At 62.5% G+C, this 21995-nt stretch carries 18 protein-coding genes; 3 read left to right on the forward strand and 15 right to left on the reverse strand.

Going from position 1 to position 21995, the window contains the following annotated elements; all coding sequences use genetic code 11:
* Nucleotides 1-62: 62 nt before the first annotated feature.
* From AC5O5I_RS04595 to AC5O5I_RS04620, 6 genes are all read right to left on the reverse strand, one after another.
* Complete coding sequence (locus AC5O5I_RS04595; RefSeq protein WP_172219240.1) at nucleotides 63-275, reverse strand: cold-shock protein; 213 nt, start codon at nucleotides 273-275, stop codon at nucleotides 63-65.
* Nucleotides 276-633: 358 nt separating this feature from the next.
* On the reverse strand, nucleotides 634-1755 hold the full coding sequence (gene gcvT / locus AC5O5I_RS04600) for a glycine cleavage system aminomethyltransferase GcvT (RefSeq protein WP_494512131.1): 1122 nt from the start codon (nucleotides 1753-1755) through the stop codon (nucleotides 634-636).
* A 27-nt stretch (nucleotides 1756-1782) separates the two neighbouring features.
* The gene (locus AC5O5I_RS04605; RefSeq protein WP_494512132.1) at nucleotides 1783-3159 is read right to left on the reverse strand and encodes an L-serine ammonia-lyase; all 1377 of its coding nucleotides are present in this window, start codon (nucleotides 3157-3159) and stop codon (nucleotides 1783-1785) included.
* 142 nt (nucleotides 3160-3301) lie between these two features.
* Nucleotides 3302-6157: an aminomethyl-transferring glycine dehydrogenase gene (gcvP, locus tag AC5O5I_RS04610; RefSeq protein ID WP_494512133.1), complete on the reverse strand. Its 2856-nt coding sequence runs from the start codon at nucleotides 6155-6157 to the stop codon at nucleotides 3302-3304.
* An 11-nt stretch (nucleotides 6158-6168) separates the two neighbouring features.
* Complete coding sequence (gene gcvH / locus AC5O5I_RS04615; protein WP_172288869.1) at nucleotides 6169-6552, reverse strand: glycine cleavage system protein GcvH; 384 nt, start codon at nucleotides 6550-6552, stop codon at nucleotides 6169-6171.
* On the reverse strand, nucleotides 6549-6833 hold the full coding sequence (locus AC5O5I_RS04620) for a hypothetical protein (protein WP_494512134.1): 285 nt from the start codon (nucleotides 6831-6833) through the stop codon (nucleotides 6549-6551). Before AC5O5I_RS04620 ends, gcvH begins: the two co-directional genes overlap by 4 nt.
* A gap of 322 nt (nucleotides 6834-7155) precedes the next feature.
* Here AC5O5I_RS04620 and AC5O5I_RS04625 point away from each other — a divergent pair, with 322 nt between their 5' ends.
* Complete coding sequence (locus AC5O5I_RS04625; protein ID WP_218584422.1) at nucleotides 7156-8547, forward strand: NAD(P)/FAD-dependent oxidoreductase; 1392 nt, start codon at nucleotides 7156-7158, stop codon at nucleotides 8545-8547.
* Between the two features lie 78 nt (nucleotides 8548-8625).
* Entirely contained in the window at nucleotides 8626-9123 is a 498-nt protein-coding gene (locus AC5O5I_RS04630; RefSeq protein ID WP_494512135.1) for a RidA family protein, read from the forward strand.
* A gap of 113 nt (nucleotides 9124-9236) precedes the next feature.
* Here AC5O5I_RS04630 and gcsR read toward each other — a convergent pair whose 3' ends face one another.
* From gcsR to arcD (AC5O5I_RS04660), 6 genes are all read right to left on the reverse strand, one after another.
* Nucleotides 9237-10745, reverse strand: coding sequence for a transcriptional regulator GcsR (gene gcsR, locus AC5O5I_RS04635; protein WP_172219252.1), 1509 nt, complete (start codon nucleotides 10743-10745; stop codon nucleotides 9237-9239).
* Nucleotides 10746-10930: 185 nt separating this feature from the next.
* On the reverse strand, nucleotides 10931-11299 hold the full coding sequence (locus AC5O5I_RS04640) for a DUF5064 family protein (RefSeq protein ID WP_172219254.1): 369 nt from the start codon (nucleotides 11297-11299) through the stop codon (nucleotides 10931-10933).
* A gap of 56 nt (nucleotides 11300-11355) precedes the next feature.
* The gene (arcC, locus tag AC5O5I_RS04645; protein WP_172219256.1) at nucleotides 11356-12285 is read right to left on the reverse strand and encodes a carbamate kinase; all 930 of its coding nucleotides are present in this window, start codon (nucleotides 12283-12285) and stop codon (nucleotides 11356-11358) included.
* Nucleotides 12286-12467: 182 nt separating this feature from the next.
* The gene (locus tag AC5O5I_RS04650; RefSeq protein ID WP_172219258.1) at nucleotides 12468-13478 is read right to left on the reverse strand and encodes an ornithine carbamoyltransferase; all 1011 of its coding nucleotides are present in this window, start codon (nucleotides 13476-13478) and stop codon (nucleotides 12468-12470) included.
* Nucleotides 13479-13547: 69 nt separating this feature from the next.
* Nucleotides 13548-14801 carry an arginine deiminase gene (gene arcA / locus AC5O5I_RS04655; protein ID WP_172288496.1) on the reverse strand — a complete coding sequence of 418 codons (1254 nt, stop codon included), beginning with the start codon at nucleotides 14799-14801 and terminating at the stop codon, nucleotides 13548-13550.
* A 33-nt stretch (nucleotides 14802-14834) separates the two neighbouring features.
* Nucleotides 14835-16262 carry an arginine-ornithine antiporter gene (gene arcD / locus AC5O5I_RS04660; RefSeq protein WP_494512136.1) on the reverse strand — a complete coding sequence of 476 codons (1428 nt, stop codon included), beginning with the start codon at nucleotides 16260-16262 and terminating at the stop codon, nucleotides 14835-14837.
* 432 nt (nucleotides 16263-16694) lie between these two features.
* On the opposite strand from arcD (AC5O5I_RS04660), the gene arcD (AC5O5I_RS04665) reads away from it, so the two are divergent.
* On the forward strand, nucleotides 16695-18122 hold the full coding sequence (gene arcD / locus AC5O5I_RS04665; RefSeq protein ID WP_494512137.1) for an arginine-ornithine antiporter: 1428 nt from the start codon (nucleotides 16695-16697) through the stop codon (nucleotides 18120-18122).
* Here arcD (AC5O5I_RS04665) and AC5O5I_RS04670 read toward each other — a convergent pair.
* The 3 genes from AC5O5I_RS04670 to AC5O5I_RS04680 form a co-directional block, all read right to left on the reverse strand.
* Nucleotides 18102-18515: a YbaN family protein gene (locus AC5O5I_RS04670; protein ID WP_172231835.1), complete on the reverse strand. Its 414-nt coding sequence runs from the start codon at nucleotides 18513-18515 to the stop codon at nucleotides 18102-18104. The genes arcD (AC5O5I_RS04665) and AC5O5I_RS04670 overlap by 21 nt on opposite strands.
* A gap of 53 nt (nucleotides 18516-18568) precedes the next feature.
* Complete coding sequence (locus tag AC5O5I_RS04675; protein ID WP_172231838.1) at nucleotides 18569-19162, reverse strand: biliverdin-producing heme oxygenase; 594 nt, start codon at nucleotides 19160-19162, stop codon at nucleotides 18569-18571.
* 202 nt (nucleotides 19163-19364) lie between these two features.
* Nucleotides 19365-21965 (reverse strand): TonB-dependent receptor, encoded by a 2601-nt coding sequence (locus AC5O5I_RS04680; protein WP_172224372.1) that lies wholly within the window; start codon nucleotides 21963-21965, stop codon nucleotides 19365-19367.
* Between the last annotated feature and the right edge of the window lie 30 nt (nucleotides 21966-21995).

Consider the following 21995-nt stretch of genomic DNA (forward strand, 5'->3'; position numbering starts at 1 on the left):
ATGGAATTGCAGGCATAAAAAAGCCCCTGCGGGTCAACGCAGGGGCTCTTTTTTGAAGATTATCAGGCTTCTGCCTGGACTTCGTCAGCCTGCATGCCTTTTTGGCCCTGCACGGCAACGAAGGTCACTTTCTGGCCTTCTTTCAGGCTTTTGAAGCCGTTGCCCTGGATAGCGCGGAAGTGCACGAACAGATCCGGACCGCTTTCTGGAGTGATGAAGCCGTAACCTTTCTCGTCGTTAAACCACTTGACGGTACCGTTCAGACGCTCAGCCATTGTCTTGTTTCCTACGAAGCTTAAATTTTGATGACAGTTTCTTTTGCATTTATTGTAGGCAAAAGATTACTGGGCTGGGTTGCAGGAAAGTAAGAGACGGCGAACGGGTTGTAGCAGATCGCGGCTACTGGCCCAGGTCACGAACTGTTGCGACCCATGCAAACACAGTGCAGTGACTCTACGCCAACTCCCGAGCGAAAAACAAGCCCTTGGTCGTATGGAAAACCGGCCGTTTACCGATAACCGACCGAATGGTCGGAAACGGCATGGCGCCTGGCCTGGCGCCATGTTCAAAAGTTATTGGGCAGGTTCGAAAACGAATATGTCCAAGCTGCCCGATAACCTTCACAAAACAGTTTCAACCACGGTAGTAACGTTGTGCCACGAAAGGCATTTTACTGACTTTCAAGGCCACCTTCTTGCCGCGCACCACTGCATACAACGGGGTGTCGAGTGCGGTATGTTCGCTATCGATATACCCCATTGCGACAGGCGCGCCGAGTGTCGGACCAAAACCGCCACTGCACACTTTGCCTACAGGTTTATCGTTTGCGTCGACGATGTCTGCACCTTCACGCACGGGCGTACGTTCCTGCGGCAACAGCCCGACGCGCTTGCGCGCCACTCCGTCGCGTTGATGGGCGAAGATGGCTTCGGCCCCCGGGAAGCCTGCGGCACGTGCACCGTCGGCACGGCGCACCTTGGAAACCGCCCACAGCAGGCTGGCTTCGACCGGCGTGGTCTCGCTGTTCATGTCGTGGCCATACAGGCACAGGCCGGCTTCCAGGCGCAGCGAGTCGCGTGCACCCAGGCCGATCGGCTGTACTTGCGGATCGGCCAGCAGGCCGCGGGCCAAGGCTTCTGCTGCGTTGACGGGTACCGAGATCTCGTAGCCGTCTTCGCCGGTGTAGCCCGAACGGCTGACATAGCATTCCTCACCCAGCAGTTTGATCGGGCGCAACTGCATGAAGGTCATGCCCGCGACTTCCGGGGCCAGGCGCTCCAGCACCTTGACCGCTGCCGGGCCTTGCAGGGCCAGCAGGGCACGTTGCTCGAACAGCGGCTGGACGTCGCAACGTTTGCCGATGTGCTGTTGCAGGTGGGCCAGGTCCTGGTCCTTGCAGGCCGCGTTGACCACAAGGAACAGGGTGTCGTCGCCCAGGTTGGCAACCATCAGGTCGTCGAGGATGCCGCCTTGTTCATTGGTGAACATGGCATAGCGCTGCATGCCCACCGGCAGGTCGATGATATCTACCGGTACCAGGCTTTCCAGGGCCCTGGCAGCATCGCTGCCGCGCAGCATGATCTGGCCCATGTGCGAGACATCGAACAGGCCGGCCTGCTCGCGGGTGTGCAGGTGTTCCTTGAGCACGCCCAACGGGTACTGCACCGGCATGTCGTAGCCGGCGAACGGCACCATGCGTGCACCCAGTTCCAGGTGCAGGGCGTGCAGCGGGGTCTTGAGCAGTGTTTCGGACATCGGTGACTCCTTGCTGTTGTTGTCGGGTCAACATTCGATGATGTTGACGGCCAGGCCGCCGCGGGCGGTCTCTTTGTATTTGCTTTTCATGTCGGCGCCGGTCTGGCGCATGGTGCGGATGACCTTGTCGAGCGACACAAAGTGCTGCCCGTCGCCGCGCAAGGCCATGCGCACCGCGTTGATGGCCTTTACCGAGCCCATGGCGTTGCGCTCGATGCAAGGCACCTGGACCAGCCCGCCAATCGGATCGCAGGTCAGGCCCAGGTTGTGTTCCATGCCGATCTCGGCGGCGTTTTCCACCTGCTGTACGCTGCCACCCATCACCTCGCACAGGGCCCCGGCGGCCATCGAGCAGGCCACGCCGACCTCGCCCTGGCAGCCCACTTCGGCGCCGGAGATGGAGGCGTTTTCCTTGTACAGGATGCCGATCGCCGCAGCGGTGAGCAGAAAGCGCACCACCCCGTCATCGCTGGCAGCCGGCACGAAGCGCATGTAGTAGTGCAGCACTGCCGGGACGATGCCGGCCGCGCCGTTGGTGGGTGCGGTGACTACGCGCCCGCCGTAGGCGTTTTCTTCGTTGACCGCCAAGGCGTAGAGGTTGACCCAGTCGAGCACCGAAAGGGCATCGCGCAGGCTGGCCTCCGGGTGACGGCTAAGCTGGCGATACAGCGCTGGGGCGCGGCGTTTGACCTTGAGCCCGCCGGGCAGGATGCCTTCATGCTGGCAGCCTGTTTCGACGCAGTGCTGCATCACCTGCCAGATGTGCAGCAGGCCCTCGCGGGTTTGCGCCTCCGGGCGCCAAGCGGCTTCGTTGGCCAACATCACCTGGCTGACCGAGAGGTTTTGCGCGGTGCAATGGCCGAGCAGTTCCCTGGCGGTCTTGAACGGGTAGGCCAGCACCGTGCTGTCCTCGACGATGCGGTCGTGGCCGGCGGCGTCCTCGTCGACCACGAAGCCGCCGCCCACCGAGTAGTACTCGCGGCTGCGGATTTGCAGGCCGGCGTCATCGAAGGCGCGGAAGATCATGCCGTTGGGGTGATAGGCCAGCGGCTTGCGGATCATCGCCAGGTGCTGTTTTTCGTTGAAAGCGATGCTGTGCTCGCCCAGCAGGTTGATGCGACCGCTGTCGCGGATGGCCTGCAGCCGGGCGGGGATGCTGTCGGTGTCGACAGTGTCGGGGTGTTCGCCTTCAAAGCCCAGGAGCACGGCTTTATCACTGCCGTGGCCCTTGCCGGTGGCGCCCAGCGAGCCATACAGCTCGGCCTTGACGGCGACAGTGCGGTTGATCAGGCCATCACGGCGCAACCCTTCGGCGAAGCGCGCAGCAGCGCGCATCGGGCCGACCGTGTGGGAGCTGGAGGGGCCGATGCCGATCTTGAACAGGTCGAAGACGCTCAGTGACATTGCTCGTTCCCTCCAGAAGGTAAAGGCGAGTGCTGCGCACTCGATCGCCGGCAAGCCAGCTCCCACAGGTAATGCACAACCCTTTGCAGCAGTGGAGCCCTTGTGGGAGCTGGCTTGCCGGCGATGAGGCCAGTGCGTCGAATCAGGCGTCCTGATAGCTCTCGATCGACGGGCAGGCGCACACCAGGTTGCGGTCGCCGAACACGTTGTCGACCCGGCCAACCGGCGGCCAGTACTTGCTTTCGACCAGGCTCGCCAGCGGGTACACCGCCTGCTCGCGGCTGTAGCCGTGGGTCCATTCGCCAACCAGTTCGGCCGCGGTGTGCGGGGCGTTTTTCAGCGGGTTGTCGTCCTTGTCCAGGCTACCGTTCTCCACGGCGCGAATTTCTTCGCGGATCTGGATCATCGCATCACAGAAGCGGTCCAGTTCTTCCTTGGCCTCGCTTTCGGTCGGTTCGATCATCAGCGTGCCGGCCACCGGGAACGACATGGTCGGAGCATGGAAACCGAAGTCGATCAGGCGCTTGGCCACGTCGTCGACGCTGATACCGCTGGTGTCCTTCAGCGGGCGCAGGTCGAGGATGCACTCGTGGGCCACCAGGCCATTGCCGCCGGTATACAGAACAGGATAGTGCTCTTCCAGGCGGCGGGCGATGTAGTTGGCGTTGAGGATTGCCATCTGCGAAGCACGCTTGAGGCCGGCACCGCCCATCATGCGAATGTACATCCAGGTGATCGGCAGGATGCTGGCGCTGCCGAACGGCGCGGCACACACCGCACCGGTGGTGTTTTCCAGCTGCGCATGGCCGGGCAGGAACGGCGCCAGGTGCGATTTGACGCCAATCGGGCCGACGCCCGGGCCGCCGCCACCGTGGGGGATGCAGAAGGTCTTGTGCAGGTTCAGGTGGGAAACATCGCCGCCGAACTTGCCCGGGGCGCACAGGCCGACCATGGCGTTCATGTTGGCGCCGTCGATGTACACCTGGCCACCGTTGTCATGGATGATCGCGCAGATCTCGCCGATCGCTTCCTCGAACACGCCGTGGGTCGACGGGTAGGTGATCATGATCGCGGCCAGGCGCTCGCGATGTTCGATGGCCTTGGCGCGCAGGTCCTCGACATCGACGTTGCCGCGGGCGTCACAGGCGGTGACGACTACGCGCATGCCGGCCATGTGCGCGGTCGCCGGGTTGGTGCCGTGGGCGGAGGACGGGATCAGGCAGATGTCACGGTGCGCCTCGCCACGGCTACGGTGGTAGGCACGGATCGCCAGCAGGCCGGCGTACTCGCCCTGGGAGCCGGCGTTGGGCTGCAGCGACACGGCGTCATAACCGGTGGCGGCGCACAGCATGGCCTCCAGCTCGGTGGTCATCTGCAGGTAGCCCTGGCTTTGCTCGGCAGGGGCGAACGGGTGCAGGTTGCCGAACTCGGCCCAGGTAACCGGGATCATTTCGCTGGCGGCGTTCAGCTTCATGGTGCACGAGCCCAGCGGGATCATGCTGCGGTCCAGCGCCAGGTCCTTGTCGGCCAGGCGGCGCAGGTAGCGCATCAGCTCGGTTTCGCTGTGATAGCGGTTGAACACCGGGTGTTCGAGAATGGCCGACTGGCGCAGCAGGGCAGCAGGCAGCAGCGAGCCGGTGCTGGCGGCCAGCGCGGCAAAATCTGGCTGGGCCTGGTCGCCCGCGAACAGCTGCCACAGGGCCTCGACATCCGCCTGGCTGCTGGTTTCGTCCAGCGACAGGCCCAGGTGGCCGGCGTCGACCTGGCGCAGGTTGATGCCTTGGGCGCGTGCCTGGTCATGCAGGCCGGCAGTGGAACTGCCGGTGGCCAGGGTCAGGGTGTCGAAGGCGCTGGCGCCCACCACCTGCACGCCCAGCGTGTTCAGGCCGGCGGCGAGGATAGCGGTCAGGGCATGGGTACGTTCGGCGATGCGCTTGAGGCCGGCCGGGCCGTGATAGACGGCGAACATGCTGGCGATGTTGGCCAGCAGTACCTGGGCGGTGCAAATGTTGCTAGTGGCCTTTTCGCGGCGGATATGCTGCTCGCGGGTTTGCATGGCCAGGCGCAGCGCAGTCTTGCCGAAGCGGTCGATAGAAACGCCCACCAGGCGGCCCGGCATGTCGCGCTTGAACGCGTCACGGGTGGCGAAGTAGGCCGCGTGCGGGCCACCGAAGCCCAGTGGCACGCCGAAGCGCTGGGCGCTGCCGATGGCCACGTCGGCGTCGAACTCGCCCGGCGGGGTCAGCAGGGTCAGGGCCAGCAGGTCGGCGGCGACGGCGACCAGAGCATTGGCGGCGTGGAAGCGCTGCACCACGTCGCGGTAGTCGAACACTTCACCGTTGCTAGCCGGGTACTGCAGCAGGGCGCCGAAGAAGGCGCTGACATCACCCAGTTCGCGCTCGTCGCCGACCACGATCTCGATACCCAGCGGCTCGGCACGGGTGCGCAGCACATCAAGGGTTTGCGGGTGGCAATGCACCGAGGCGAAGAAGGCGTGGCTGGTCTTGTTCTTCGACAGCCGCTTGCAGAAGGTCATGGCCTCGGCCGCTGCAGTGGCTTCGTCGAGCAGGGAGGCGTTGGCGATCGGCAGGCCGGTCAGGTCGCTGATCAGGGTCTGGAAGTTCAGCAGTGCTTCCAGGCGGCCCTGGGAAATTTCTGGCTGGTACGGGGTGTAGGCGGTGTACCAGGCCGGGTTCTCCAGCAGGTTGCGCAGGATCGGTGCCGGGGTGTGGGTGTTGTAGTAGCCCTGGCCGATGTAGCTCTTGAACAGCTGGTTGTTGCCGGCGATGGCCTTGAGCGCGGCAAGCGCGTCGGCTTCACTTTGGCCGTCATGCGAGCCAAGCACGCTGGTGCCCTTGATGCTGTCGGGGATGACTGCGGCGGTCATGGCTTCCAGCGAGTCGAAGCCCAGTGCTGCGAGCATGGCCTGCTCGTCAGCGGCGCGCGGGCCGATGTGACGGGCGATGAACTCGTTGGCGGTGCCGAGGTTGGTGGTCATGGCAGGGTTCCTCAGGCGTCGTCGTTGGCTTTGATCAGGCGGTCGTAGGCGTCCTGGTCGAGCAGGGCGGTCACTTCGCTCATGTCGGCCGGGTTGAAGCGGAAGAACCAGCCTTCGCCCATCGGGTCTTCGTTGACCAGTTCCGGGCTGTCTTCGAGCTGGCCGTTGACTTCGACCACTTCGCCGGTCAGGGGCATGTACACCCCGCTTGCAGCCTTCACCGATTCGACGGTGGAGGCTTCGCTGCCTTTCTCATACTGCTGCAACTCGGGCAGTTGCACGAAAACCACATCGCCAAGGGCGTTCTGGGCGTAGGCGGTGATGCCCACGGTGACGCTGCCATCGGCTTCGACGCGCAGCCATTCGTGATCTTCAGTGAAACGCAACTCGCTCATGGGGAATCCTCGGGAAGCAGGGCGTTGGGCGCGGTGGCTCCGCGCTCTTGGGTTGATAATCTACTAGCAAGAACACGGCCAATCTTGGAAAAACCATATAAAACAATGAGATAGGTATTTCCCATGTTCGTTTCGTGGTTTTTCTGGAACGAAAACGCTACGCAAGGGCAGCAGGTGAAAAGGGTTTGGGGATCAAACCCTTGCGCGGGCGCATTCGAACGAGCTTGTATCGATTTCGGTACGGTGTATTCAAATCGATACGCTGCGTTGAATTCGGGCAAGTACGCTGCTTGAAACAGTCCTGACAACTCGCAGCATTACTGTGCTCTTTCTCCTATTTAATGTCGCCAAATCAACTATTTGTGTCACCTGCACGATAGTTTTCAAATGGCTGAACTAAGTATTTGCCTTCAGCGATGTGTTTGCCCGCTGGCGCTCACCAAAATAGCCCCCCTTCAATTTGCACCGCCCGCCGCCACGCGCTGGTCAGGAAGTTGGCCAGGACGTCTGTCGGCCAGGCAGATGGCTGGCTGCCCGGGCTTATGCAAACAACACCGAATACCAGGAAAGGAAAGTGTCATGGGAATGACGAGGCGTAATCTATTGATCGGCGGCGGCGTCGCGGCTGTCGTGGCAGGCGCGGGAATCCTTACCCCCTTGCTGACCCGCGAAGGCAGGTTGATCCCTGGCAAACCGCGGTTTGGCTATGTCGAAGGCACCGAGGGCGCACTCCCTAAACAGGCAGATGTGGTCGTTGTAGGGGCGGGCATTCTGGGGCTGATGACGGCAATCAATCTGGTCGAGCGCGGCCTCTCGGTAGTTGTTGTTGAGAAAGGTGAAATTGCCGGTGAGCAGTCCTGCCGGTTCTATGGCCAGGTCATGACCTACAAGATGCCGGATGCAACTTTCCAGTTGCATCATCTTGCCAAACAACGCTGGCGAGAAATGAATGCCAAAGTGGGTGCAGATACCAGTTATCGCACACAAGGCCGGGTTGAAGTGCCCTTCGATGAAGAAGACCTGGAAGGCGTCAGAAAGTGGATTGATGTCAAAACCCGCGAAGTTGCAGCAGATATACCGTTCAATACGCGCATCATTCAAGGCAATGAACTTGAACAGCGCCTGCGTGGTGCAGCATCGCGCTGGACAGTGGCAGGCTTCGAGGAAGATTCCGGTAGCCTGGATGCCGAGCGCGCATCGTTTGTGATGGCGGAATACGCCAGGAAAGCGGGTGTGCGTATCTACACTCACTGCGCCGCGAGGGGCCTGGAAACCCAGGCAGGAGCCATCTCTGACGTGGTGACCGAGAAGGGCGCCATCCGCACTTCGCGTGTGATAGTGGCCGGCGGCGCGTGGTCGAGGTTGTTCATGCAGAACCTGGGCGTCGATGTGCCTACCTTGCCCGCTTACCAGTCCCAGCAGATCATCAGTGCGGCGCCCCGTGCGCCTGGCGGCAACGTTGCGTTGCCAGGGAATATCTACTTCCGCGAGCAGGCCGACGGTACCTATGCCACCTCGCCGCGCGTCGTGGTTGCCCCCGTGGTGAAAGAGTCGTTCATGTACGGCTACAAGTACCTGCCCTTGCTGGCCATCCCTGACTTCCCGGTGCACATCTCGCTCAACAAGCAGCTGATTGATTCGTTCATCCAGCCCACGCACTGGAAACTGGACGAGGTTTCGCCTTTCGAGAAAAACCGGTTGATGACAGCGGCCCCGGACCTGCCGGAGCTGAATGCGTCTTTGGCAAAACTCAAGGTCGAATTCCCGGCTTTCAGCGATGCAAAACTGATCGATCAGTGGAGCGGTGCGATGGCCATCGCACCGGATGAGAACCCCATCATTTCGCAGGTCAAGGAGTACCCCGGCCTGGTTCTCAATACCGCAACCGGGTGGGGGATGACGGAGAGCCCGGTGTCGTCCGAACTGTCGGCGGACTTGCTGCTTGGCAAAGCGCCTGTGCTGGACCCGAAACCGTTCAGCCTGTATCGATTCTAAGCACACCTGGCGCCATGGAATGACCCGTGCACGCATCGACGATGCGTGCATATTTTTGGCAATCATCAGGAGAACAGTATGAAAGTCGCTTTCAAGACTGCAGCAGCAATGGCCGTGGCACTCGCAGGTGCCGCAAGCGTGCAGGCACAAGACATCGTGCGCCATGGCGCCGGCAGTTTCCCTATTTCGTCGGCAGTAGAGGTTCCTGCAGGGAAGACGGTCGTCTACCTGAGTGGTTCCGTCCCGACGGTCATCCATCCTGATGCGCCCAAGGGGTCGCTGGAAGCCTATGGAGATACCAAGGCACAAACCATCAATGTGCTGCAGAACATTCAGCAGCAATTGAAAGACCTGGGCCTTGGCCTTGCCGACGTGGTGAAGATGCAGGTATTCCTGGTGGGCGGGCCGGAGAACGGCGGGAAGATGGACTTCGACGGATTCATGGCTGGCTATACCCAGTTCTTCGGACCAACCGCCAAGCAGCCGGTCCTTCCTGCGCGCTCGGCGTTCCAGATCGCCGGCCTGGCCGACCCTGCCTGGCGTGTCGAAATCGAAGTTACCGCAGTTCGTCCCTGAACCAGGCTGCCCGCCAGCCCTGGGCTAGCCATGCCCGGGGCTGGCAGCTGTTTCCCGTACAGCCGGCTGGCGTAGGAAGAGCCTGAATAACGACCGGGTTATTCCAACTACAGTCAGCCTTTACCCGGTATTCCATATTTGCGAAGGCGTTGGGCGATGGCGGTATGCGAAGTTTGCAGGCGCCCGGCTAGTTGCCGGGTCGAGGGATAGCTGGCATATAACCGCTGCAACAGCTCACGTTCGAAATCGCCCACGGCTTGCTCCAGGCTGGCCACTTCGCCATCTTGCCCGCGCGCTACCGAGGTGCCGGCGATGTCCAGGTCGCCGATGTCCACCAGGTTGCCCTCGCAGATGGCGGCCGCGCGGAAAATCACGTTTTGCAGCTGGCGCACATTGCCCGGCCAGGGGTTGGCCAGCAGTGCCGAATGGGTGGCCGGGGTCAACCGGCAAGCTGGGCGCTGGATCTGCGTGCAGGCCTGCTGCATGAAGAAGTGCGCCAGCATCAGGATGTCCTGGCCACGGTCGCGTAGCGGCGGTACCTGCAGGTTGAGCACGTTGAGGCGGTAGAACAGGTCTTCGCGGAAGCTGCCTTCGGCAACCATGCGCTCCAGGTCGCGGTGGGTGGCGCTGATGATGCGCACATCCACCTTCACTTCGCGGTCGCCGCCCACCCGGCGGAAGCTGCCATCGCTGAGAAAACGCAGCAGCTTGGCCTGCAGGTACGGCGACATTTCGCCAATTTCATCGAGGAACACCGTGCCCTGGTTGGCCAGCTCCATCAGCCCGGGCTTGCCACCGCGCTGTGCACCGGTGAAGGCGCCGGGGGCGTAGCCGAACAGCTCGCTCTCGGCCAGGCTTTCGGGCAATGCAGCACAGTTCAGGGCCAGGAACGGTGCCGAGTGACGGCTGCTGATGGCATGGCAGGCACGGGCCACCAGCTCTTTGCCGGTGCCGGTTTCACCATGCACCAGCAGCGGTGCGTCCAGTGCCGCCACGCGCAGGGCGCGGGCTTTGAGGGTGCGGATGGCCGGCGACTCACCGAGCAAGGCATCGAAACCTTCGGCGTGGTCGTGGTGCAGGGCCGACAGGCGTTCACCCATGCGGGTCGGCGGGTACAGCGTCAGCAGGCCACCGGCGTTGGTGATCGGCATGGCGTCCAGCAACAGGCTTTGGCCGTTCAGTTGCATCTCACGCATCGGCAGGTGGAAATTGTTGTCCAGCAGCGCTTGCAGCAGCGCCGGGTCGTCGAACAGCTCGCCCACCGAACGCCCGGCTGATTCGCGGCCGCACAGTTCGATCAGCGCCGGGTTGGCCAGCAGTACCTTGCCAGCGCTGTCTACCGCCAGTACCGGGTCGCTCATGGCGGCAAGCAGGGCATCGAGCTGCAGGTGACGGCGCTGGCCGGGGAGGATGTCGACCACGTCCACCGACTGCACGCCATGTACTTCGAACAGTGCGTCGTGCAGCTCTTCAAGTACGGCGGGGCTGAGGGTCGGGGCGTCGATGTAGACGTTCGGCGGGACCATCTCCACGGCGTCCAGATTGAGGTGGCGGGCACCGAGCAGGGCAAGGACTTCCTGGGTGATGCCGACGCGGTCGATGAAGCTGACGTGGATGCGCATGGGTACGGTGAAGTGGTGGCCAGGGAGGGCGGTAGTATGCCTTAACAGCGCTGGTGACGCTTTGCGGCCCTATCACGACACAAGGCCGCTCCTACAGGCTGCGCGCCGGTTTCAAGCGTCGCGCTATATCTGTAGGAGCGGCCTTGTGTCGCATAGGGCTGCAAAGCAGCCCCCGATTCTGGTGCTCACTCCAGATGTTCTGGCTTGATCGGGTCACCGGATTTCACATCCAGCTTGGTGCGAATGTCTTCGAACATCAGGTCATAGATCTTGTGCGGTGAACCAAGGGTTTCGAATTTCTTTGGTGGCGCCAGATGGGCCTGGGCCTTGCGGCTCAGCACCATCAGGAAACTGGGCAACACCTGATCCTTGGGCAGGAAAAACTTTTCGTCCACCGGCTTGCCTTCGATGCTGCCATGCATGTGAAACTGAATGCCACGTCCTTCCCTGGGATCCTGCGCCGCTTCGTACTGAATGTTGAGGTCGTAGCTGTGGTCGCTGCTGTTCAGCGCAGTGCGCTCGATGTGTACATGACCGGACTGGTACTGGGCCATGGCAGGCTCCTTTGGAAGGTCGAAAACGGCGGGCCACGCAGGCCCGCCCGCTGCATTCAACGGTAGCTTATCCCCGGCTTCGCGGTGGAAACCCGGGTGCCGGCAGTGCCCTTGACGATATCCTCGATGTTTTCCAGCGAGCTGATAACCGCCACCTTGCCGGTGTTGCGGGCAAAGTCGCAGGCGGCCTGCACCTTCGGCCCCATAGAGCCTGCGGCGAAGCCCAGCTTCTCCAGCTCGTCGGGATGCGCCTGGGCGATGGCCTTCTGCGTCGGCTTGCCGAAATCAATGTACGCCGCATCCACATCCGTGGCGATTACCAGAAGGTCGGCATCCAGCTGCTCTGCGAGCAAGGCCGAGCACAGGTCCTTGTCGATCACCGCCTCGATGCCTTTGAGTTTGCGGTTTTCATCGTACATGGTGGGGATGCCGCCGCCGCCGGCGCAAATCACGATGCTGCTCTTTTCCAGCAGCCACTTGATCGGGCGGATCTCGAAGATGCGCTTGGGTTTGGGGCTGGCCACCACGCGGCGATACTTGTCGCCGTCTGCCTTGACCACCCAGCCTTTTTCCTTGGCCAGGCGCTCGGCCTCTTCCTTGCCGTAGACCGGGCCGATGAACTTGGTCGGGTCCTTGAACGCAGGGTCGTTGGCGTCCACTTCCACCTGGGTCAAAAGCGTGGCGAACGGCACTTCGAAAGCCAGCAGGTTGCCCAGTTCCTGTTCGATCATGTAGCCGATCATGCCCTCGGTTTCTGCACCCAGCACGTCCAGCGGGTAGGCCTCGTCGGGCTTGTACGACATGCCCTGCAGCGACAGCAAGCCGACTTGCGGACCGTTGCCATGGGCGATGACCAGTTCGTTGCCAGGATGGATCTTGGCGATCTGTTCGGTGGCGGTGCGGATATTGGCGCGCTGGTTGTCAGCGGTCATCGGCTCGCCGCGACGCAGCAGGGCGTTGCCGCCCAATGCAACAACGATACGCATGAGGAATGTCCTTTAACGAAAGAGGGAGCGCTGCTCTGGACCGGATATCACAGCCCCCTTGTGGGAGCGGGTTTACCCGCGAAGGCGTCAGCCCAGGGTTAAGGTGCTGGTGCTGCCGACGCATTCGCGGGTGAACCCGCTCCCACAGGGGATCGTAGTCGCCCGGCCTGGCGAGTCAGCCCTTACAAGTCAGCCAGCGTCGATACCAGGATCGCCTTGATCGTGTGCATGCGGTTTTCCGCCTGCTCGAAAGCAATGCAGGCCGGCGACTCGAACACGTCGTCGGTCACTTCGATGCCGTTGGCCAGGTCCGGATATTGCTCGGCAATCTGCTTGCCGACCTTGGTGTCGGAGTTGTGGAACGCCGGCAGGCAGTGCATGAACTTGGTGCGTGGGTTGCCGGTCGACTTCATCAGCTCGGCGTTCACCTGGTACGGCTTGAGCTGCTTGATGCGCTCGCCCCAGGCCTCGATCGGCTCACCCATCGATACCCACACGTCGGTGTGCACGAAGTCCACGCCCTTGACGGCGGCTTTCGGGTCTTCGGTGAGGGTTATGCGCGCGCCGCTTTCTTCGGCGTACTTCTGGCAGCGCTCGACCAGGTCGTCGTGCGGCCACAGCGCCTTGGGCGCGGCAATGCGCACGTCCATGCCCAGCTTGGCGCCGATCAGCAGCAGCGAGTTGCCCATGTTGTTGCGCGCGTCGCCCAGGTAGGCGTAGCTGATGTCGTGCAGCGGCTTGTCGCTGTGCTCACGCATGGTCAGCACGTCGGCGATCATCTGGGTGGGGTGGTATTCGTCGGTCAGGCCGTTGAACACCGGTACACCGGCGAACTTTGCCAGCTCTTCGACGATTTCCTGCTTGAAGCCACGGTATTCGATGGCGTCGTACATGCGCCCGAGTACGCGGGCGGTGTCCTTCATGCTTTCCTTGTGGCCGATCTGCGACGAGTTGGGGTCGATGTAGGTGACGTTGGCGCCTTGGTCATAGGCCGCCACTTCGAAGGCACAGCGGGTACGGGTGGAGGTTTTTTCGAAGATCAGGGCAATATTGTTGCCTTTCAGGTGCTGCTGCTCGGTCCCGGTGTACTTGGCGCGCTTGAGATCGCGGGACAGGTCCAGCAGGTAGCGCAGCTCGCGGGTGGTGTGGTGCTCCAGGCTGAGCAGGTTGCGGTTGTGAATATTGAACGCCATGACATTTCTCCTTGAGTTTGGTGAACACACCGGCCGCGGCTTTGTGAGCGCGGCCGGGGGCAATGGTCGTTAGTAGTCGACAGGGTCGCGCACGATCGGGCAGGTCATGCAGTGGCCGCCGCCGCGGCCCCGGCCCAGTTCGCCGGCGCTGATGGTGATCACCTCGATACCGGCCTTGCGCAGCAGGGTGTTGGTGTAGGTGTTGCGGTCGTAGCCAATGACCACCCCTGGCTCGATGGCAACCACGTTGTTGCCGTCATCCCACTGTTCGCGCTCGGCGGCAAAGCTGTTGCCGCCGGTCTCGACCACGCGCAGGGTGACGCCAAGCTGCTCGCCCACTACCTCGATGAACGATTTGTTGATGCGGCGTACATCCATGCCGTACGGCTTGCCCTCGTCCGGGCGAATGATGAACGGTACGATCTCTTTCACCACTTCCGGGAAGACCGTGACCAGGTCGCGGTCGCAGAAGCTGAACACGGTGTCCAGATGCATCGCGGCGCGAGACTTGGGCAGCCCGGCGACGATCACTTCCTTCACCGCGCCTTTGGCAAACAGGCTCTGCGCCAGCTGGCCGATGGCCTGGCGCGAGGTGCGCTCACCCATGCCGATCAACACGATGCCATTGCCGATCGGCATCACGTCACCGCCTTCAAGGGTGGCATTGCCGTGCTCCTTGTCCGGGTCGCCGTACCACACCTCGAAGTCGGCGCCGGTGAACTCCTTGTGGAACTTGTAGATGGCGGTGGTGAGCAGGGTTTCCTGACGGCGCGCCGGCCAGTACATCGGGTTCAGCGTGACGCCGCCGTAGATCCAGCAGGTGGTGTCGCGGGTGAACTGGGTGTTGGGCAGCGGTGGCAGGATGAAGCTGGAGTGGCCCAGGTAGTCGTTGTACATCTTGACCACATCGGCGCCTTCGCTCTGCGGCAGGTCCTGGCCAGCCACACCGCCGATCAGGAACTCGGCCAGGTGGCGTGGATCGAGGCCTTCGAGCCAGCTGCGCACTTCGTTGGTCAGGCCGACACCCACGGTGTCGGGGGTGATCTTGCGATCGAGGATCCACTTCAGCGCTTCGGGCTGCTGCACGATGTCGGTCAGCAGGTTGTGCATTTCAAGCACATCCACGCCGCGCTCGCGCATCTTGGTGACGAAGTCGAAATGGTCACGCTTGGCCTGGTCGACCCAGATCACATCGTCGAACAGCAGCTCGTCACAGTTGCTCGGCGTCAGGCGCTTGTGCGCCAGGCCCGGGGCGCAAACCATCACTTTGCGCAGTTTGCCGGCTTCGGAGTGGACACCGTACTTCTGTTTTTCAGCGGACATGGTTTCATTCCTCCAATTGAACGAAGACGTGGGTCAAAGGGTCAGGAAGCCGTCATACAGGCCATAGGCTGCCACCAGGGCGCCGATGACAACGGCTGCGAAGATCAGTTTTTCCACGTTGGTGAAAATGGGTTGGCCGATCTCACGCTTGGCCTTGGCGAACAGGATCGCGCCAGGTGCGTAGAGCAGGGCCGAGAGCAGCAGGTACTTCACGCCGCCGGCATACAGCAGCCAGATGGCGTACAGCAGGGCGATGCCACCGATGACCAGGTCTTTCTTGCGTTCGGCCAGGGCCTGTTCGTAGGTTTCGCTGCGTAGCGCCAGCAGGAAGGCGTAGGCCGCCGACCACAGGTAAGGCACGAGGATCATCGAAGTGGCGAGGTAGATCAGCGACAGGTAGGTGCTGCTGGAGAACAGCGTGATCACCAGGAAGATCTGCACCATGGCATTGGTCAGCCACAGGGCGTTGGCCGGCACCTGGTTGGCGTTCTCGCGGCGCAGGAACTCCGGCATGGTGTGGTCCTTGGCTGCGGCGAACATGATCTCGGCGCACAGCAGCACCCACGACAGCAGTGCTCCCAGCAGCGAGATGATCAGGCCGACGCTGATCAGCACCGCCCCCCAGTGGCCGACCACATGTTCCAGTACCGCGGCCATCGACGGGTTCTGCAGTTTGGCCAGGTCCGGTTGGGTCATGATGCCCAGCGACAGCACATTGACCAGCACCAGGAACAACAGCACGGTGACAAAGCCGATGACCGTGGCCTTGCCCACGTCAGCGCGCTTTTCCGCTCGTGACGAGAAGATGCTCGCGCCCTCGATGCCGATGAACACCCACACGGTGACCAGCATCATGTTGCGCACCTGGCTCATCACGCTGCCTAGCTCGGGCGTGCCTTTGCCCCAGATGTCGGCGGTGAAGATGTCGAGCCTGAACGCGAACAGGCAGATCAGGGTGAACAGGACCAGTGGCACCACTTTGGCCACGGTGGTGACCAGGTTGATGAACGCCGCCTCCTTGATGCCACGCAGTACCAGGAAGTGCACTGCCCACAGCAGCACCGATGCGCCAATGATGGCGGCCGGGGTGTTGCCTTCGCCGAAGATCGGGAAGAAGTAGCCCAATGTGCTGAACAGCAGCACGAAGTAACCGACGTTGCCCAGCCAGGCACTGATCCAGTAGCCCCAGGCGGACGAGAAGCCCATGTAGTCGCCGAAACCGGCCTTGGCGTAGGCGTACACCCCGCCATCCAGGTCAGGCTTGCGGTTGGCCAGGGTCTGGAACACGAATGCCAGGGTCAGCATGCCGACCGCGGTAATGCCCCAGCCGATCAGCACCGCGCCAACTCCCGCGCTGGCGGCCATGTTTTGTGGCAGCGAGAAGATCCCGCCACCAATCATCGAGCCGACGACAAGTGCAACTAACGCGCCGAGTTTTAATTTTCCGGATGAATCAGACATTTAACAACTCCTGCCAGGAGAAAGTTGACGACAGCATAAATCCGTCGCCTGTGCCGTTCGCTGACGTGGGTCAGTTAATGGCGTCGTGAAGTAGGAAATTTCCTTCACGGTGCTCCTGGAGAGTGCCGACAGCTTTTGCTGCAGGCCTTTTGCGCTGGCACCTCCATGTCTTTCTAGAGCAAACGCTCCGTTCAGCCTGCGATGCTTGACGCTAGCCGTTTTTGCCGCTTTCGCAAATTTTTCACAAGAATTTCGAGTTTTATCAATTTCTTTTCTAGTTGCTGACTAGCTGCTAATTTTTACAATGGATCTGCATAGATAAAGCAGTTATGACAGCGCTAGCGTGGGTGCCTCGCTTTAATATAAGTACCACTATCTTCAAGTACCGCCTGACTGTTTCAGGCGGATGACAACAGGTGACAAGGTAGGCCCATGAGCGAACCTGGACAAAAGCTGCGCCTGGGCGCATTGATCGCGCTGGTGGTCGGCTCGATGATTGGCGGCGGGATCTTCTCGCTGCCGCAGAACATGGCGGCGCGTGCCGATGTCGGCGCGGTGCTGATCGGCTGGGGGATCACCGCGGTCGGCATGCTGGCCCTGGCGTTCGTGTTCCAGACCTTGGCCAACCGCAAGCCTGAGCTGGATTCGGGGGTGTACGCCTATGCCAAGGCCGGCTTCGGCGACTACATGGGGTTTTCGTCGGCCTGGGGCTACTGGATCAGCGCCTGGCTGGGCAACGTCGGCTACTTCGTGCTGCTGTTCAGCACCCTGGGGTTCTACTTTCCGGTATTTGGTGAAGGCAATACGCCCATCGCCATCGGCTGCGCCTCGCTGCTGCTGTGGGCAGTGCACTTCCTGGTGCTGCGCGGCATCAAGGAGGCGGCGTTCATCAACCAGGTCACCACCGTGGCCAAGATAGTGCCGCTGGTGATGTTCGTGGTCATCGCGGCATTTGCCTTTCGCGCCGATATCTTCACCCGGGACATCTGGGGCCTGAGCAACCCGCAGTTCGGCAGCGTGCTGGAGCAAGTGCGCAACATGATGCTGGTGACCGTGTTCGTGTTCATCGGCATCGAGGGCGCCAGCGTGTATTCCGGGCGAGCCCAGCGCCGTTCGGACGTGGGCAAGGCCACGGTCATTGGTTTTCTCGGCGTGCTGGCGCTGCTGGTGCTGGTCAACGTGTTGTCGCTGGGGGTAATGACCCAGCCGGAGCTGGCCGGGTTGCAGAACCCGTCGCTGGCCTCGGTGCTGGAGCATATCGTCGGGCCCTGGGGCGCCTTGCTGATCAGCCTCGGGCTGGCGGTGTCGCTGCTTGGCGCGCTGCTTTCATGGGCGTTGTTGTGTGCCGAAATCCTTTACGCCACTGCGCGCGACAAGACCATGCCGCGCTTTCTGACCAAGGAAAACGCCAACCAGGTGCCCGCTAATGCCTTGTGGCTGACCAACTGCATGATTCAGGGCTTTCTGCTGATCACGCTGTTTTCGGCGGGCACCTACACCAGCCTGATCTACCTGGCCTCGTCGATGATCCTGGTGCCATACCTGTGGTCGGCGGCCTATGCCGTGCTGTTGGCGGCACGCGCAGAAACCTATGCCGGGCAGCCTGGGCTGCGGCGCAAGGACTTGCTGGTGGCGGTGGTTGCCTTGCTATATGCGGTGTGGCTGCTGTACGCCGGCGGGCTCAAGTACCTGCTGCTGTCGGCGCTGTTGTACGCCCCCGGTGTGATCCTGTTCGCCAGGGCCAAGCGTGAACAGGGGCAGGCTTTGTTCACGCACTGGGAAAAGCTGATTTTTGCCGCCGTGCTGGCGGGTGCCGCGCTGGCCGCCTATGCCCTTTACTCAGGGCTGCTGAGCCTGTGACGGGGCAGGGCAGGCGTGCTCCGGGCGCGACCAGATCCACAGGTTGCCCAGGGTCATGCCGGCGATAGCCAGGAACACCGGCCAGTGGTGTTCCAGAAAGGTCAGCATCAGGCCTGCACACAGCAACATGCTGATGGTCGCGCTGACCTTGGCCCGGCGCTGGATCACCTTGCCATTGCGCCAGTTGTACAGGATCGGCCCGAACAGCCGGTGGTTTTCCAGCCAGGCTGACAGGCGCGGCGAACTGCGCGTGGCGGCCCAGGCGGCCAGCAGGATGAACTCGGTGGTCGGCAGGCCGGGGATCACGATTGCGACCAACCCGATTCCCAGGCTCACGTAAGCCAGGATTCCGTACAGCAGGCGGGCGAGTTTCGAGCGGGCGGGTTGGGTCATGGTCTCACTGCAAAAACGGTTCGGCCACCGGAAGGGTGGCCGGGTACGGCGTATCAAACCAGCGCGGCATCCACAGCATAGGCGTGCTTGAGCAGTTCGGTGAAGCGCTCGAAGGCGGCGACTGCGCCACGCTCGGCAGCGGCTTCCTCTTCGGCCGACAGCGCCAGGCCATCGAGGATGCGGGTGAACTGCTTCCAGCCTTCGGCACGGCCGCCGGCCGGTTCGCCCAGGTGGCGGGCACCGAAGCTGTCGGACAATTCCAAGGCCACGGCACGCTTGATCAGAAACGCAGCGCCCAGTTTGGAGCCTTCGGAGACGAAGATCCAGCCCATTGCTTCGCCCAGGCTGGTGGTGCCCAGGGCGCCCGGCACGGCGGCCGGCACTTCGGTGTCGAGGTCGGCGAGGTCCAGGCGGGCCTGGTCGGCACGGCAGCGCTCGGCCAGGTCGGGGACGATGGCGATCAGGCGCGGGTCGTTGTACAGGGCTTGCAGCTCGGACTGGAACAGGTACTGGGCGACTACGAAGCGGGCGAAGCTTTCGCGGCTGTCGAAGGGTGCGTGGGCTTTGACCAGGGCATCCAGCTCGGCGTGCGGGGCGTGGGTGATCTGGTTCAGGCGCTGGGAGCGCAGGGCTGGGCGGTCGGTCATGGGGCAGTCCTTGGAAAAGGGGGGCGTCTAGATACAAGACGAAACAGTGTGGGCGGGACAGTAAAAAAACCGGAGTTTGTGTTGCCTGTGCCGGCCTCTTCGCGGGTGAACCCGCTCCCACAGGAACATCACAGGTCCAAGACCTGCGTGATACCTGTGGGAGCGGGTTCACCCGCGAAGAGGCCGGCACAGGCGGTAGAGATCAGATATCCCACACCACATTGATACCGAAGTTGCGCCCCGGCATGGTCAGGCGGTCGATGTTGGCCGGCTGGGTCACCGCGGCCTCACCCTGGCCGTCGTAGCTGCGGATCGAATCCCACTGCCAGTACTTCTTGTCGGTGAGGTTGTACAACCCGGCGTTGATGGTCACGTCGTCGGTGACCTTGTAGAAGCCGGTCAGGTCCAGCACGCCGTAACCCGGGGTGCGGAACTTCGAGGTCGAGCCGTCAGGCGAATAGAAGGTGCCGTCGTCCACCCGGGTTTTGCGCTTGACCAGCGTCCAGCTCAGCAGGCCGCCGTAGTTCTGTTGCTCGTAGCCCAGGCCGAATACGCCCTTCAGTGGGTTGACGGTGTTCAGCGGCTGGCCGGTATCATCGTTGCGGCCGTAGGTGTAGGCGATCGAACCCTGGGTATACAGGCCCTGAGGTGCACCGAAGTGGTCGAGGTTCAGGCGGCCCTTGACCTCGGCACCCTTGATGGTGGCGTGCTTGATGTTGTTGGCCTGGAAGGTCTGCTCCAGGTTGGCGCTTTGCACGGCGTCTTCGTCGATGAAGTCGCGGTACTTGTTGTAGTACACCGCCACGTCGAAGTTGCCGGCGACGAAGTTGCCACGCAGGCCGGTTTCGTAGCTTTTGCTCTTCTCCGGTTCGAGGCCCGGGTTGCCTTCTACGCGGTAGCCTTCCTCGAGGTTGACGAATTTGCCGTACATGGACTTGGCGGTCGGTGTACGGAAGCCTTCGGCGTACTGGCCGTACCAGGTGTAGTTGTCGTTGAAGGCATAGGTCAGGCCGAACTTGGGCGACACGCGGTGCCACTTCTTGTCCGAGTCGTCCTGCGACGTCGGCGCCGTGCCGGTGGACTCCAGGCCACGCAGGAACTCCTCGGTGAACGTGGGCTCCATGCGCGTGTAGTCGTAGCGTGCGCCGGGCATGAAGGTCCAGTTGTTCCAGCGGATTTCATCCTGCATGAACAGGCTGTAGGTGTTCACCGTCGGGTCCGGGAAGTCGCTGACCAGCACCTGGCCGTCTGCCGGGCGTTCGGCACCGACGGCGGAGCAGCCCGCGCCCACGGTCAGGCAGGTGCCGGTGCCGCTGCGCGAGCCGGTGACCTTTTCATGCTTGAGGGTAATGCCATAGGTCAGCAGGTGGTCGGTGGCGCCGATGCTGAAGGCTTTGTCCAGCTGGGCGTCGAACACCCACTGGCGGTCTTTGTAGGTAGTGTCGCGGGTTCGCAGTACCTGACGGCCAGGCGGCGCATAGACTTCTTCGGTGTGCTGGTCGGTCTTGGCGATCTGGTAGTTCAGGCTCCACTTCACATGGTCGGCGACCCGCGAATCCAGGCCGAACTCATGGTTGATGCCGTAGCGCTCGCGGGTGATGGTGTCGTTGCCATTGCGCGCCTTGTAGTAGCCCATGCCACCGAAGCCAGGAATGAACGGCCCGCCCACCGCACTGAGGATGTTCTGGTCGCGGTCATCCTTGTAGCGCTCGAAGGTGAAGCCCAGGCGGGCATCGTCGGCGTAGTTCCAGCCCAGCTTGGCCAGTACGTTGGTGGTGCGCACGTCCATCGGGTTGGCTTCGGTGCGCGACAGGCCGTCACCGCTGTGGCTACCGTGGGTTTCGGTTTCGTGGCCGTTGCGCTGGCTCAGGTGCAGCAGGCCGTCGACATCGCCTTGGCGGCCGGCGACGGTGGCAGAGGTCAGCCAGCTTTCGTCAGCCGAGCTGTAGCCGGTCTTCAGGCGCGCACCCACGTCCTTGCCGGGCTTGATGATGTCGTCCGGGTCGAGGGTGAAGTAGCTGACCGCGCCGCCGATGGCGTTGCTGCCATACAGCACCGAAGCCGGGCCGCGGAGGATTTCCACGCGCTTGACGATCTCCGGGTCCACGTAGTTGCGCTGGGTCTGGGCGTACGGGCCGTAGAAAAAGCTGTCAGGGATCGACACTCCGTCGACCTGGGTAAGGATCCGCTCGCCGTCGATACCCCGAATGTTGTAGCCGTTCAGGCCGCTGCGCTGGCCGGTGCCGGCCACCGACACACCCGGCTCGTAGCGCACCAGGTCCTGGATGTTGTTGACGTTCTGCCGGTCCAGTTGCTCGCGGGTCTGCACGCTGACGGTGCTAGGCACCTGGCTTGCGTCCTGGGCGCTGCGGGTGGCGCTGACGGTGACCTGTTGCAGGGCTACCACATTGCCGCCGGCCTGGCGCTCGAGCACCACATTGCCGTTACTGATCTTGCGAAAGCCCAGGCCGGTACCGTTGAGCAGGCGCTTGAGTGCGGCTTCCGCCGGTAGCGCGCCCTGCACCCCCGGCGACGCCACGCCGTCGGCCAGCTCGGCGCTGAAGCCGACCTGCCAGCCGGTGACCTGGCTGAAGGCGTTGATTGCCGACACCAGCGGCTGCTGGCCGATGCTGAAGCGGTAGTCACCGATGCGCGGGCTGCTGGCCTGGCCCTGCTCCCCAGCGGAGCCTGCAGCCAGCGCTGGCAGGCTGCAGGCGCCGCTGGCGAGCAGGGCCAGGGTCAACAGGGACAATTGCCCTGTGCGGCGAGGAAGGATGGACGAGCGGGTAGGACCTGTGGACATCGAAAGCGCTCCCAGACGCGCGGACTGTTA

The sequence above is a fragment of the Pseudomonas sp. 9_2_1 genome (assembly GCF_059295275.1).